This window comes from Castellaniella sp. WN, from assembly GCF_054457555.1.
Map to the genome: position 1 here is coordinate 645,089 of NZ_JBTKZC010000002.1, position 12,857 is coordinate 657,945.

Consider the following 12,857-nt stretch of genomic DNA (forward strand, 5'->3'; position numbering starts at 1 on the left):
CCGACCGCGCGCCGCCCGGCGCCGGAGCTCAGCCTGCCTCCATCCGGACCCGGTCTTCCACGTCCGCGGCGCCATGACCGGACGCGCCGGCCATGCGAGACCGGTAGCTCCCCGGCGACTCCCCCGCCTGCCGCAGAAAGAAGCGGCCGAAGTAGGCTGGATCGTCGAATCCCAGCGCATAGCCCACTTGGCCGACGGCCTGTCCGGTATAAAGCAGCAGGCGGCGCGCTTCCCGCATCAGACGATCATTGACCAGCCGCTTGGGCGGCTTGCCAGTCATGCGGCGGCATACCTCGTTGAGCCGCTGCTCGCCGATGGCCAGGTCGGCCGCATAGCGGGAAAGCGTCCAGTGCTCGCGAAACCGGGCTTCCATCAGGGCGCTGAACCGCTGGAAGAGCTGCAATTCCTCGCGGCACGGCGGCGGCGAAGCCAGCGCCTGGGAAGACAGCCGCAGCAGGCTGATGAAGATCAGCCTTGCCAGCAGCGCCAGACCCTGTGCCTGGCCCGGCCGCCGCCCGGCATGCTCCCGGCGCAGCATCCCGAACAACTGATCCATGCAGCGGGCCTCCGCGGCATATTCGCCTTCCAGCACCCCGATCGACAGGCAGACGGGCGCGATCCGCACCCCGCCCCCAGGCCAGGCCGCATCGTCGTATGGCATCGGCCAGAGCAACTGCCGCCTGACGGTCAGGACGTGGCCATCGGCATCATCATCGGTCACGAACGCATGCAGGAACGCCGGCGGCGTCAGGAACACCATCGGGCCCCGCAGGCGATAGAGGCGATCCTCCAGCTGCACGCGCACCATGCCATCCAGGACGTAGTGGACCTGGAAGAACTGGTCGTGCCGATGCATCGCCATGCTGCGTCCCAACTGGCTGGCCAGGGTGCCGAGCGCCTCGTAGTGCAGGTCGGCGTCCGCATGATCCGGCCCCGCGATGTGGCCCAGGTCGAGATTGGGGATGTCCCTCTGCGGCATGCCGTTTCCCGGCGAGTTGTCCAGACGCCCATTCTACGCCGGACGCGGGGCATCCCGCGCCGGTCCCCGCAGGCTAACGATCATGGTGGTAGGCACCACCCCTGAAGATGAAAGAGACTTTGGGGTGGAAGGTGTTGGGTGAAGGTCGTAAAAGTTTTTGGCGGCTCGACCCCGCGGCTAACGTGACCGGCCGGACTGACTCGCACCCCGGATTGCTTCCCTAGAGAGCGCACGCTAAACAGGCCGTTGGCGACATGTCGCCTTCAGGCACGTTCAGTCCCGGCACCCGCCACCTTCCACCCTTAAGTCTAATCGACAGGAGGTGGTATGGAACTGGGAGCGTTATACAAACGGGTGATCGGTCTGGACATTCATCAGGCGCAGATCACGGCCTGTGCGCTGATCGAGGAAGCAGACGGCTGCGCACGCATCGAGCAACGTCAATTCGGCGCGTTCAAGCGAGACCGTCGGGAACTGGCCGACTGGGTGGCGTCACTACGCCCCGACGAAGTCGTGATGGAGAGCACCGGCATTTACTGGAAGAGCCCGTATGCGGCACTGGAAGCGCGTGGCATCTGCGCCAAGGTGGTCAATGCGCGACATGTGAAGAACGTGCCGGGCCGCAAGACCGATGTGGGTGATGCCCACTGGTTAGCGACGCTGGCGCGAGCGGGATTACTGCGCGGCTCGTTTGTACCGCCGGCCAAGCTGCGGGAACTGCGCCTGATCGCCCGCCAACGACAGAAACTTGTCGGGCAACTGGCCAGCGAGAAGAACCGTCTGCACAAGGTGCTCACCGATAGCGGCGTGCGCCTGGGGGTGGTGGTCAGTGATCTGCACGGCCAGTCGGCACGCGCCATGGTCAAGGCGATCATCGCCGGACAAGCGCCGCAGGAGGTGCTCAAGCTTGCCAGTCGCCGCCTGAAGGCCAGCCGCGAGGAAATCTTCGACGCCCTGCAAGGCGACCTGACGGCCAGCCATCACTTCGTCCTGGATGAACTGATGCAGCATGTCGAGGAAATCGAGGCCCGTATCGTTCGCTTCGATACCCGGCTGCTCGCCGAACTGAAATCCGAACACAACGCCTTGGCCCTGCTGCAAACCATTCCCGGCGTCGATCAGATCGGGGCTGCCATGCTGTTGGTCGAAATCGGCTCCGACATGGATGTCTTTGGTAGTGCCGATCGTCTTGCCTCCTGGGTCGGCATCTGCCCCGGCAACAACGAATCAGCCGGCAAGCGTAAATCCGGTCGTGTTCGCAAGGGCAATCTGTATGTCCGGCGCCTGTTGTGCGAGTTCGCTCACGCCGCTAGCCGTACTCAATCCGTCTTCAAATCGAAATTCCAGGCCTTGATGGTGCGCCGTGGCTATAAACGGGCCATCATCGCCATCGGCCACAAAATACTGCGAACGATCTTCTTCATACTCCAGCGTGGCGAACACTACCGGGACAGCGCCACCGACTATGAGGCCCTATCCGTTCAACGCAACGCTCCACGCTGGATCAAGGCTCTGACCAAGTTCGGATTTATCCAACCTGCCAGCGCCTGAGCCGCACCGCCCTAGCCCTTACAGCCTTCGATGGCTGGGGGGGCGCTCGGTCAGAAATGCCTGTCTTTCACGCTAAAATCCCCGCATGACCTCGCCCGACCCCGCCTTCTACCACCCCGCCCCCCGCTCCCAGCAATTCTGCTCGCAATGCGGCCATGCGCTCAGTCGGGAAATCCCGCCGGACGACAACCGCATCCGCGATCTGTGCACCCATTGCGGCGCGGTCCACTACCAGAACCCGCGCAACGTGGTCGGCGTGGTGCCGATCCTGGGTGACAGAGTGCTGCTGTGCCGCCGCGCCATCGAGCCGCGCCACGGCAAATGGACGCTGCCGGCCGGCTTCATGGAACTGGGCGAGACCACCGAGCAGGGCGCCGAGCGCGAAAACCAGGAAGAATCCGGAGCGCGCATCCACATCCTGTCCCTGTTCACGGTGATCGATGTGCCCTCGGTCAACCAGGTGCACCTGTACTACCTGGCCGACGTCCTGGGTCCGCACCTGGCGCCGGGGCCGGAAACCCTGGAGGCCGCCTTCTTCGGCCTGGATGAGATCCCCTGGCGCGACCTGGCCTTCCGCACCGTCAGCACGACGCTGGAACACTACCTGCGCGACCGCGCCCAGGGCGGTTTCTCCACCCACCACTACGCCATCGACCTGCGTTTTCCGGATTGAACGAGCAGGACGGGGCACGAGCAAGAGCCGCGAAGCAGCCATGACGATCGCCTGGGTCGAACACCGCGATCCCCTGCCCGATCCGGCCCGCACGCCGGTGCCCGCCGGCGGCCTGGCGGCGGCGGGACTGGACCTGTCGCCCGCCCGGCTGCACGAGGCCTACCGCAAGGGTCTGTTCCCCTGGTACAGCCCCGGCGAACCGGTGCTGTGGTGGAGCCCCGATCCGCGCATGGTGCTGCGCTGCGAGGATTTCCACCTCGGCCGTTCGCTGGCCAAGCGCGTCCGACAGTTCGATCGGGCCGCCGGACCGGAAATCGCCGCGGAGCCGGCCGCCGAAGACACGCCGCCCGCCCTGCGCGTCACCCTGAACCAGGCTTTCCCCGCCGTGATCGCCCACTGCGCGCAACGCGGCGCGCCACGCATCGGCCTGGGCGCCGCCCGCGCCGGCCGGGACTGGATCGAACCCGATGCGGGACAGGGCCGGGACGGCACCTGGATCACGCCGGACATCATGGCCGTCTACACCGCCTGGCACCGCATGGGATACGCCCACAGCGTGGAGACCTGGATCGGTGGCCGGCTGGCGGGCGGGCTCTACGGCATCGGCCTGGGGCAGTGCTTCTTCGGGGAATCGATGTTCAGCCTGGCGGCCGACGCCAGCAAGGTCGCCCTGGCCTACCTGGTGCGCCATCTGCGGGTCCGAGGCGCGCCCTGGATCGATTGCCAGCAGGAAACCCCCCACCTGGCCAGCCTGGGCGCGCGGCCCGTGGCCCGCGCACGGTTCCTCGAAATGCTGGCGGCCGGCCGCGACGCCCCGGCTCCGGCCTGGGGACGTGGGCGCCTGCGGGCCGACGGCAGCCTGGAGTCCACGCCCGGCGGCTGGCCGGCACGCTGAACGCGACGGCTGAAGCTGGCCTTCCCGCGCCGCCGGTGCCACAATGAACCGGTCGCCACTCTGGGGATCCTCCAATCCGGAGAATCCCGGGCCAGATTCATGAGCAACCCCAGCGAAGCCGTCTTCCGCCGTCTGCAGTTCTACACCACCGCCACCTATCCGTGCAGCTACCTGCCCGGCCGCATGGCGCGCTCCGAGGTCGCCGCCCCCACCCACCTGGTGGACGAATCCGCCTACGCCCGCCTGATCGAACAGGGGTTCCGCCGCAGCGGCCTGTTCACCTACCGGCCCGCCTGCGAGCAATGCCAGGCCTGCATCCCCATCCGTGTGGACGTCCGGCGCTTCCAGCGCGACCGCACTCAGGGCAAGCTCTGGCGCCGCCTGCAGCCCCTCCTGCCGGCCCGCCTGGCGCCATTGCACTGGGACGCCCGGCACTTCGACCTGTACCTGCGCTACCAGAAGCGGCGCCACCCCGGCGCCGGCATGGACCAGGACGACCAGGCCCAGTACACCCAGTTCCTGCTGACCAGCCGGGTTCATTCCGAAATGGCCGAATTCCGCGATACCGGCGGCGCCCTGCGCATGGTGGCCATCATGGACCGCATCGACCATGGCCTGTCGGCCGTCTATACCTTCTACGACCCCGACTGGCGCGACAGCCTGGGGACCTACGGCATCCTCTGGCAGCTGGACTACGCAGCCCGCCTGGGCCTGCCCTGGCTGTACCTGGGCTACTGGATCGGGGAAAGCCGTAAAATGGCCTACAAATCGCGCTTCCGGCCGCACCAGATCCTGCGCGGCGGCGTCTGGACCGACCCGCCGCCGGACGGCGACTGAGCCCGGGCCGGCGCGCCGCCTCCATTCAACCGATCCGTCCCCGCCCATGTCCCTGCTGTTCCAAGCCTACCCGCTGGCGCGCGCCGCCCTGTTTTCCATGGATCCCGAACAGGCCCACGAATGGACCCTGCGCGCGCTGCAACGCAGCCAGGGCTGTGCCGTGACACGGCTGCTGGCCGCCCGCCAGCCGGTCCTGCCGCGCACCGTCATGGGCCTGCCGCTGCGCAATCCAGTCGGCCTGGCGGCGGGGCTGGACAAGAACGGCGCCTGCATCGACGGCCTGGCCGCCCTGGGCTTCGGCTTCATCGAGGTCGGCACCGTCACCCCGCGCGCTCAGCCCGGCAACCCCAGGCCGCGCATGTTCCGCCTGCCGCGCGCGCGCTGCCTGATCAACCGCATGGGCTTCAACAACGACGGCCTGGACACCTTCGTCGCCAATGTGCAGCGCAGCCAGTGGCGCCGGCACGGCGGCATCCTGGGGCTGAACATCGGCAAAAACGCCGACACACCGATCGAGCGCGCCGTGGATGACTACCTGCTGTGCCTGGACGGGGTGTACCCCCACGCCGACTACGTCACAGTCAACATTTCCTCGCCCAACACGCGCAACCTGCGCAGCCTGCAGAGCCACGACGCGCTCGACGCGCTGCTGGGCGCCCTGCGGGAACGCCGCGAGGCCCTGGCCGACCGCCACGGCCGGCGCACGCCGCTGGTGGTCAAGATCGCGCCCGATCTGGGGACCGAGGAGATCGATGCCGTCGCCGAGCTGGTCCCGCGCCACGGCATCGACGGCATCATCGCCACCAACACCACCCTGTCGCGCGAAGCCGTGCGCGGCCTGCCCCACGAAGGCGAGGCGGGCGGCCTGTCCGGCCCGCCCGTGCACGCCATGTCGCTGGCCGTGATCCGCCGCCTGCGCGAACGCCTGGGCCGGGAGACCGCGATCATCGGCGTGGGCGGCATCGAATCCGGCCGCCAGGCCGTGGAAAAAGTCCAGGCCGGGGCCGACGCGGTGCAGCTCTACACCGGGCTGATCTACCAGGGACCGGCGCTGATCGCCGAATGTGTGCGGGCGCTGGAAACGACCTAGGGAACCTCTGAACAAGTCGAGCGGTAAGCAGGCGCTGCGGATTTGGGTTGGCTGCAAGGCGCGAACCGCAGCGATAGCGGGTGCTATCGCGAGGATGAGCAACGCCGCAGACGGCCCGAAGCCGCAGATGCATGCGGCGCGACGACTTGTTCAGAGGTTCCCTTGGGTCCGTTCTTCACAGCGCCGTCAGGATCGCGGCACCCAGCACGTTCGCCAGGCCGATCAGCACCATCACCAGACCCGCGATGGAACCTTCCTCGCGCCCCAGCTCATAGGCCCTGGCGGTGCCGGCGCCATGCGCGCCCACGCCCAGCAGCGCGCCTCGCGCCAGCGACGAACGGACCGGCAGCCAGGCCAGCAGGCATTGCCCGACGATCGCGCCCAGCACCCCCGTCAGCACGACGAACACCGCCGTCAGATCCGGAATGCCGCCGATGTCGCCGGACACCTCCATGGCGAACGGCGTGCTGATCGAACGCGGCAGCAGGCTCAACCGCAGGGCGCCGTCCAGGCCCAGCCACGTCGCCAGCCCCCAGCCCGTGGCCAGGGCCGTGGCGCTGCCGACCAGCACGCCCGCCGCCAGCACGGGCCAGTAGCGGCGCACGAGACCGCGCTGTTCGTAGATCGGCACGGCGAACGCCACCGTGGCCGGCCCCAGGAGGGCCACCAGCCATCCGGCGCCCTGGAAATACTGGCGGTAGCTGACGTGCGCCACCAGCACCAGGACGACCAGCAGCGCCGGCGCCAGGGCCAGCGGCATCAGCCACCATCTGGCGTAGCGGGCATAGAGCCGCTTGGCCAGCAGATAGAAGCCGACCGTCGGCACGGACCAGAGCAGCACGTCGGCGCACAGGGCCGCCGCGCCCGTCATCGAACCCGGCATGGCGTCAGCATCCCTTCGCGGCCGACGGTTCCCCCGCCCGGGCGCGGCGCAGCATCCAGGCATGGCAGACGTCCACCGTCAGGGCGGTCGCGGCCATCACGGCCACCGTGCCGACCAGGATCACGGCCAGGATCTTGAGCCCCAGCACGCCGACGAACTCGCCGTGCTCGACCACCGCCGGCACCGCCGGCACGAAGAACAGCAGCATGTCCGCCAGCAGACACTGCGCGCCGCGTCGCGCGCTGAAGGGGCTGATCCACCCGGCCGCCATCGACGCCAGCAGCAGCGCCAGCCCGACGATGCCGCCGGGCAGGGGCAGATGGGCCAGCCGGACCAGCGCCTCGCCGGCCAGCCAGAAGCCCACGATCAGGCCGACCTGGGCGGCCCGCATCCGGTGCAGGCCGCGCCGTGACAGGACGGGAATCGCACGCATCTTCATGATTGAATCTCCATGAAGGCAGTGTAGAATCGCCCTTGTTTATTCTACAAATGAATTATTTGAATTTTTTCTATTCTATATAAGAATGGATCTGCGCACCCTCAGGGCCTTTGTCGAAGTCGTGCGGCAAGGCGGCTTCTCGCAAGCCGCCAAGACGATCTTCGTCACCCAGCCCACGGTCAGCAAGGCCGTCCGGCAACTCGAGGACGAGCTCGGCATCCCGTTGCTGGACCGCAACGGACACCGCAGCGCGCCGAGCCCGGCCGGCGACGTGGTCTATCGGCATGCCACCCGGATGCTGGCCCTGCGCGAGGAACTCCTGGCCGAACTGCAGGACCTGACGGACCTGCGGCGCGGCACGCTCAGGATCGGCCTGCCGCTGATCGGCTCCAGCATGCTGTTCGCCCCCCTGTTCGCGACCTACCGGCACCGCTACCCCGGCATCGACATCCGCCTGACCGAGCACGGCAGCCTGCAGCTGGAGGACATCCTGCGGGCGGGCGACATCGAACTGGGCGCCTCGCTGCTGCCCGTGTCGGACGAATTCGAATGGCAGCCCGTGCGCAGCGAACCGCTGGCCGTGCTGATGCCGGCCACTCACGCGCTCGCCCGCCGCGCGGCCGTCCGGCTCGACGACCTGCGCGCCGAACCCCTGGTGCTGCTGGAAAGCGGCTTCGCCCTGAACCGCATCATCCAGCAGGCCTGCGCCCGGCGCGGCTTCGAGCCGAAGGTCGCGGCGCGCAGCGGCCAGATGGACTTCATGATCGCCCTGGTCGCCGCCGGTCTGGGGCTCGCCTTTCTGCCGCGCATGATCCTGGAAGAACGGCCGCAGGCCGGCCTGACGCACGTCCTGCTGGACGAGCCGGACATCCGCTGGGACCTGGCGACGGTCTGGCGGCGGGACGCCTACCTGTCCCTGGCGGCGCGCGCCTGGCTGGATCTCGTGCGCGAAACGCACGCGGGCTGAGGCTCGCCCGACCTGCGCCCCTGGGACGCGCCGCCAGGTACACTAGACCGCCCTGCCCCCGCGCGCCCGCCGCAGCCTCCGCGCCTGCTTCAGCGCCCGGCCGCGCACGTAGCGGTGATGCAGGCGGTCCAGGTACAGGTACACCACCGGCGTCGTGAACAGGGTCAGCGCCTGCGACAGGATCAGGCCGCCCACCATCGTATAGCCCAGCGGCTGGCGCAGCTCGGACCCCGCGCCGCCGCCCAGCATCAGCGGCAAGCCCGCCAGCAGGGCGCACATCGTGGTCATCATGATGGGCCGGAAGCGCAGCAGACAGGCCTGGTAGATGGCCTCACGCGGAGACAAGCCCTGCTGACGCTCGGCCACCAGGGCGAAGTCGATCAGCATGATGCCGTTCTTTTTGACGATGCCGATCAGCAGCAGAATGCCGATGATCGCGATCACGCTCAGGTCGAAACCGCTGCCCATCAGGATCAGCAGCGCCCCCACGCCCGCCGACGGCAGGGTGGACAGGATGGTCAGGGGATGGATGTAGCTTTCGTACAGCAGGCCCAGCACGATGTACACGGCCACCAGGGCGGCGGCGATCAGATAGGGCTGGGTCGCCAGAGATTCCTGGAAGGCCTGGGCCGTGCCCTGAAAGGCCCCCTGGATCGATAGGGGCACCGCCATCGAGGCCTGGGCCGCGTGGATGGCGTCCACCGCCTGCCCCAGCGAATAACCGGCCGCCAGGTTGAAGGAGATCGTCACCGCCGGGAACTGGCCCTGGTGATTGATCGACAGGAAGCCCGGCTTCGAGGTGTCCAGCCGCGTCAGGCTGGACAACGGCACCTGCTCGCCGGTCAGCGGCGACTTGACGTACAGGCGCGAGAACACGTCCGGGTCCGACTGCAGTTCCGGAGTGATCTCCAGGACGACCTGGTAGCTGTTGATCTGGGTGGAATACTGCGCCACCTGGCGCTGGCCCAGGGCGTTGTAGATCGTGCTGTCGATCATGGCCGGGGTGATGCCGAACATGGCCGCGCGGGCGCGGTCGATCGTGACCACCGCCGTGTTGGCACCGTTCTGCTGGTCGGTCGCCAGGTCGGCCAGCTGCGGCAGGCCGCGGAAGCGTTCCAGCAGACGCGGCGCCCAGGTGTTGAGCTCGTCCAGGCTGGCGCTGGTCAGGGTGTACTGATACTGGGTGCGCGACAGGCGCCCGCCGACGTTGATGTCCTGGCCCGCTTGCATGAACAGGCGCACGCCCGGCACGTGCTCCAGCTGTGGGCGCAGCCGTCGGATGACGTCGTCGGCGCTGGCGCGCCGCCCGGCTTCGCGCGGTTTCAGGCTGATGAAGAAACGTCCGGTATTGAAGGTCGGCGCGTTGCTGCTCATGCCGAAGGCGGCGATGTCGGGATCCTGGCGCAGCACCTCGGCCAAGGCCATCATGCGCCGGTTCATGGCGTCGAAGGAACTGTCCTGCGACGATTCGGCCAGGCCGAAGATCGCGCCCGTGTCCTGCTGCGGAAAAAAGCCTTTCGGGATGACGATGAACAGCGCGGCGGACGCCGCCACGGTCGCCAGGAAGACGCAGAGCGTGGCGAACTGATGATCCAGCGCATGGTCCAGGCCCCGGCGGTAGACCGCCAGCATGCGGTCGAAGCCGCGCTCGAACGCCTGGTAGATCCGCCCGTGCGAGGCCTGCTGCGGATTGCGCAGGTAGCGCGAGCACAGCATGGGCGTCAGGCTGAGCGTCACCAGCACGGAAATCACCACGGTCATGACGACGGTCACGGCGAATTCGCGGAACAGCCGCCCCACCATGCCGCCCATCAGCAGCAGGGGAATGAACACGGCCATCAGCGATACCGAGATCGACACGATGGTGAAGCCGATCTCGCGCGCGCCCTTCAGGGCCGCCTCCATGGGCTTCATGCCCTCTTCCACGTGGCGCCAGATGTTCTCCAGCATGACCACGGCGTCATCGATCACGAAGCCCACGGAAATCGTCAGCGCCATCAGCGACAGGTTGTCCAGACTGTAGCCGGCCACGTACATCAGAGCGAAGGTTCCCATCAGCGCCAGAGGGACGGTGGCGCTGGCGATCAGCGTGCCCGCCACGTTGCGCAGGAACATGAAGATCACCAGCACCACCAGCGCGATCGACAGCAGCAGCGTGAATTCGACCTCGTGGACCGAGGCGCGTATGTTCTGGGTGCGGTCGATCAAGGTGCTGACCTGGATGCTGGCCGGCATGGACGCCATCAGGCGCGGCAGTTCCGCACGGACGCGCTCGACCGTGTCGATGACGTTGGCCCCCGGCTGCTTGGTGATGCCCATCACCAGGGAACGACCGTCGCGGACCACGTCATCCGGCCCCGCTCCCTTGCCGGCGAAGGCCCAGGCGGCCTGCTTCGCGTCCTCCGGCCCCGGCACGGCCGTGCCGATGTCGCGCACCCGCACCGGCGCGCCGTTGCGCCAGGCGACGATCACGTCGTTCCAGGGCGCCGCGTCCAGGATCTGGTCGTTGGTGTAGATGGTGTAGCTCTGGCGGCCGCCGTCGATCGTGCCCTTGGGCTGGTTCACCGTGGTGGTGGCGATCACGCCCCGGATCGATTCCAGGTCCAGGCCCAGTGCGGCGATCTTCCGCGGATCGACCTGGATGCGGACGGCCGGCTTCTGCTGGCCGAAGATGTTCACCTGGCCGACGCCCTCGACCCGCGACAGTTGCTGGGCCAGGATGTTGTCGGCGAAGTCATTGACCTCGGTGACGGGCAGCACATCGGACTGCACCGACAGGATCAAAATGGAGAAATCCGCCGGATTGACCTTGCGGAAGGTGGGGGGGCTGGACAGGTTCGAGGGCAGTTGGCGCGAGGCCGCGTTGATGGCGCTCTGCACGTCCAGGGCGGCGCCGTCGATGTTGCGGTCCAGTGCGAACTGCAGCGTGATGCGCGACACCCCCAGCGCGTTCTCTGAGCTCATCTGCACCAGGCCGGGAATGGTGGAGAATTCCCGTTCCAGCGGCTGGGCCACGCTGGTGGCCATGGTCTCTGGATTGCCGCCGGGCAGCTTGGCCGTGACCTGGATGGTGGGAAAATCGACCTGGGGCAACGGCGCCACCGGCAGCAGCGGGAACACCGCCAGGCCCAGCAGGAACAGGGCCATCGCCAGCAGCGAGGTACCGATGGGACGCCGGATGAACGGCTCGGAAATGTTCACGAGGCGTCCCCGGACGCGGCTTTCCCGCCGGAGGACGGCGCGTCGACCGCTTCCGCCGCGGCTTCGGCGATCTTCAGGCCGGGCCGCAGCTTGTACTGGCCGTCGACCACGACGCGCTGGCCCGCCGACAGACCCTCGGCCACCACGGCCAGGCCGTCCTGCGCCACGGCCATCCGCACCGTCCGGGCGCGCACCCGGTCGTCGGATCCGACCACGTAGACGTACAACCCCTGGGCACCGCGCTGCACGGCGGACTCCGGCACCACCAGGGCGCCGGCCCGGTCGCCCAGGATCAACCGCACGTCCACGGTCTGCCCCGGCCACAGGGCCCGATCGGGATTGTCCAGCCGGGCCTTCAGGCGCAGCGTGCCGCTGGCGGCGTCGATCTGGTTGTCCACCAGGACCAGCGCGCCCCGGCCGAGCAGTTCCGGCTGGCCCCGCCCATAGACCTCGACCGCCAGCCCCGCGGCCGGATCGCGGCCGGCGGCGGAGGATGCGGCGTCCGCCGTCCGGACGGCGGCCTGGACCTCGGCGAAGGCCGTGTCCGGCACGGTGAAGCTGACGGCGATCGGATCGATCTGGTTGATCAGAACCAGGCCGTCGGCATCCGTCGCGCGCACCAGATTGCCCGGGTCCACCCGCAAGGCCCCGGTGCGCCCGGCCAGCGGCGCCGTGATGCGGGTATAGTCCAGCTGGACGCGGGCGGCCTGGATCTGGGCCTCGTCGGCCTGGATCGCCGCCTGCAGGACCGCGACCTGGGCTCGCTGGGTGTCCAGGGTCTTGCGGTCGATGGCGCCGTGGCGGGCCAGTTCGACGTAGCGGGCCAGATCCTCGCGCGCATTGTCCAGTTGCGCCTGGTCGCGCGCCCGCTGGGCGACGGCCTGGGCCAGCAGGGCTTTCTGCGCACGATCGTCGAGCCTGGCGATGAGCTGTCCCTGGCGCACGACCTCACCTTCGCGAAAACCCACCGATTCCAGCTGACCGTCGATGCGTGCGCGCACCGTCACGCTGGCCCAGGCCTGGACCGCGCCCAGCCCCTGGATGCGGATGGGCATGTCGCGGGCGGCCACCGTCGCCGTATGCACCAGGACCGGGGCGTCCACGGCATTCCCGACAGCCGCCGCGGGCGCCGGACGGCCGGACCACCAGCCCCACGCGCCCAGGATCAGCAGCGCCGGCAGGCCCCACCACAGAAAAGAACGGCGCACGGAGGAAATCGCCATGAGTTCTCGGAACGGGATGATCGACAGGAAGGTCTCCCGCCGCGTCGGGGCGCTGGCGGAACAAGCGGCCTCGCAGCCGCCTGTGGGCGAGTATACGAGGAAGAGCGGACGGGCGCTGG

General features: G+C 68.4%; 11 protein-coding genes. 6 read left to right on the forward strand and 5 right to left on the reverse strand.

Annotation, left to right across the window (positions count from 1 at the left end; all coding sequences use genetic code 11):
• Window positions 1–28: 28 nt before the first annotated feature.
• Window positions 29–979, reverse strand: a complete 951-nt coding sequence (hpaA, locus tag ACTPOE_RS17030) for a 4-hydroxyphenylacetate catabolism regulatory protein HpaA (RefSeq protein ID WP_458873400.1) — start codon at window positions 977–979, stop codon at window positions 29–31.
• Window positions 980–1,306: 327 nt separating this feature from the next.
• Here hpaA and ACTPOE_RS17035 point away from each other — a divergent pair, with 327 nt between their 5' ends.
• The 5 genes from ACTPOE_RS17035 (at window position 1,307) to ACTPOE_RS17055 (ending at window position 6,025) form a co-directional block, all read left to right on the forward strand.
• The gene (locus tag ACTPOE_RS17035; RefSeq protein ID WP_458870713.1) at window positions 1,307–2,530 is read left to right on the forward strand and encodes an IS110 family RNA-guided transposase; all 1,224 of its coding nucleotides are present in this window, start codon (window positions 1,307–1,309) and stop codon (window positions 2,528–2,530) included.
• Window positions 2,531–2,615: 85 nt separating this feature from the next.
• The gene (locus ACTPOE_RS17040) at window positions 2,616–3,203 is read left to right on the forward strand and encodes an NUDIX hydrolase (protein ID WP_458873401.1); all 588 of its coding nucleotides are present in this window, start codon (window positions 2,616–2,618) and stop codon (window positions 3,201–3,203) included.
• A gap of 40 nt (window positions 3,204–3,243) precedes the next feature.
• A complete protein-coding gene (locus ACTPOE_RS17045) occupies window positions 3,244–4,098 on the forward strand; it encodes a leucyl/phenylalanyl-tRNA--protein transferase (RefSeq protein ID WP_458873402.1) in 855 nt (284 codons plus the stop codon).
• A 99-nt stretch (window positions 4,099–4,197) separates the two neighbouring features.
• A complete protein-coding gene (locus tag ACTPOE_RS17050; protein ID WP_458873403.1) occupies window positions 4,198–4,935 on the forward strand; it encodes an arginyltransferase in 738 nt (245 codons plus the stop codon).
• Window positions 4,936–4,981: 46 nt separating this feature from the next.
• The gene (locus ACTPOE_RS17055; protein WP_458873404.1) at window positions 4,982–6,025 is read left to right on the forward strand and encodes a quinone-dependent dihydroorotate dehydrogenase; all 1,044 of its coding nucleotides are present in this window, start codon (window positions 4,982–4,984) and stop codon (window positions 6,023–6,025) included.
• A 175-nt stretch (window positions 6,026–6,200) separates the two neighbouring features.
• Here the strand turns inward: ACTPOE_RS17055 and ACTPOE_RS17060 are convergent, their stop codons facing one another.
• Both ACTPOE_RS17060 and ACTPOE_RS17065 read right to left on the reverse strand, forming a co-directional pair.
• Window positions 6,201–6,908, reverse strand: a complete 708-nt coding sequence (locus tag ACTPOE_RS17060; protein WP_458873405.1) for an LrgB family protein — start codon at window positions 6,906–6,908, stop codon at window positions 6,201–6,203.
• A 4-nt stretch (window positions 6,909–6,912) separates the two neighbouring features.
• A complete protein-coding gene (locus ACTPOE_RS17065) occupies window positions 6,913–7,347 on the reverse strand; it encodes a CidA/LrgA family protein (protein WP_458873406.1) in 435 nt (144 codons plus the stop codon).
• An 85-nt stretch (window positions 7,348–7,432) separates the two neighbouring features.
• On the opposite strand from ACTPOE_RS17065, the gene ACTPOE_RS17070 reads away from it, so the two are divergent.
• A complete protein-coding gene (locus ACTPOE_RS17070; RefSeq protein WP_458873407.1) occupies window positions 7,433–8,314 on the forward strand; it encodes a LysR family transcriptional regulator in 882 nt (293 codons plus the stop codon).
• Window positions 8,315–8,356: 42 nt separating this feature from the next.
• Here the strand turns inward: ACTPOE_RS17070 and ACTPOE_RS17075 are convergent, their stop codons facing one another.
• Together ACTPOE_RS17075 and ACTPOE_RS17080 are read right to left on the reverse strand one after the other, a co-directional pair.
• Complete coding sequence (locus tag ACTPOE_RS17075; protein ID WP_458873408.1) at window positions 8,357–11,515, reverse strand: efflux RND transporter permease subunit; 3,159 nt, start codon at window positions 11,513–11,515, stop codon at window positions 8,357–8,359.
• Window positions 11,512–12,738: an efflux RND transporter periplasmic adaptor subunit gene (locus tag ACTPOE_RS17080; protein ID WP_458873409.1), complete on the reverse strand. Its 1,227-nt coding sequence runs from the start codon at window positions 12,736–12,738 to the stop codon at window positions 11,512–11,514. The genes ACTPOE_RS17075 and ACTPOE_RS17080 overlap by 4 nt, the downstream gene beginning before the upstream one ends.
• Window positions 12,739–12,857 lie beyond the last annotated feature (119 nt).

What these genes read in the sequence shown, in the direction of transcription:
- hpaA (WP_458873400.1), bottom strand. Translation starts at nt 979, where the DNA reads ATGCCGCAGAGGGACATCCCCAATCTCGACCTGGGCCACATCGCGGGG.
- ACTPOE_RS17035 (WP_458870713.1), top strand. Translation starts at nt 1,307, where the DNA reads ATGGAACTGGGAGCGTTATACAAACGGGTGATCGGTCTGGACATTCAT.
- ACTPOE_RS17040 (WP_458873401.1), top strand. Translation starts at nt 2,616, where the DNA reads ATGACCTCGCCCGACCCCGCCTTCTACCACCCCGCCCCCCGCTCCCAG.
- ACTPOE_RS17045 (WP_458873402.1), top strand. Translation starts at nt 3,244, where the DNA reads ATGACGATCGCCTGGGTCGAACACCGCGATCCCCTGCCCGATCCGGCC.
- ACTPOE_RS17050 (WP_458873403.1), top strand. Translation starts at nt 4,198, where the DNA reads ATGAGCAACCCCAGCGAAGCCGTCTTCCGCCGTCTGCAGTTCTACACC.
- ACTPOE_RS17055 (WP_458873404.1), top strand. Translation starts at nt 4,982, where the DNA reads ATGTCCCTGCTGTTCCAAGCCTACCCGCTGGCGCGCGCCGCCCTGTTT.
- ACTPOE_RS17060 (WP_458873405.1), bottom strand. Translation starts at nt 6,908, where the DNA reads ATGCCGGGTTCGATGACGGGCGCGGCGGCCCTGTGCGCCGACGTGCTG.
- ACTPOE_RS17065 (WP_458873406.1), bottom strand. Translation starts at nt 7,347, where the DNA reads ATGAAGATGCGTGCGATTCCCGTCCTGTCACGGCGCGGCCTGCACCGG.
- ACTPOE_RS17070 (WP_458873407.1), top strand. Translation starts at nt 7,433, where the DNA reads ATGGATCTGCGCACCCTCAGGGCCTTTGTCGAAGTCGTGCGGCAAGGC.
- ACTPOE_RS17080 (WP_458873409.1), bottom strand. Translation starts at nt 12,738, where the DNA reads ATGGCGATTTCCTCCGTGCGCCGTTCTTTTCTGTGGTGGGGCCTGCCG.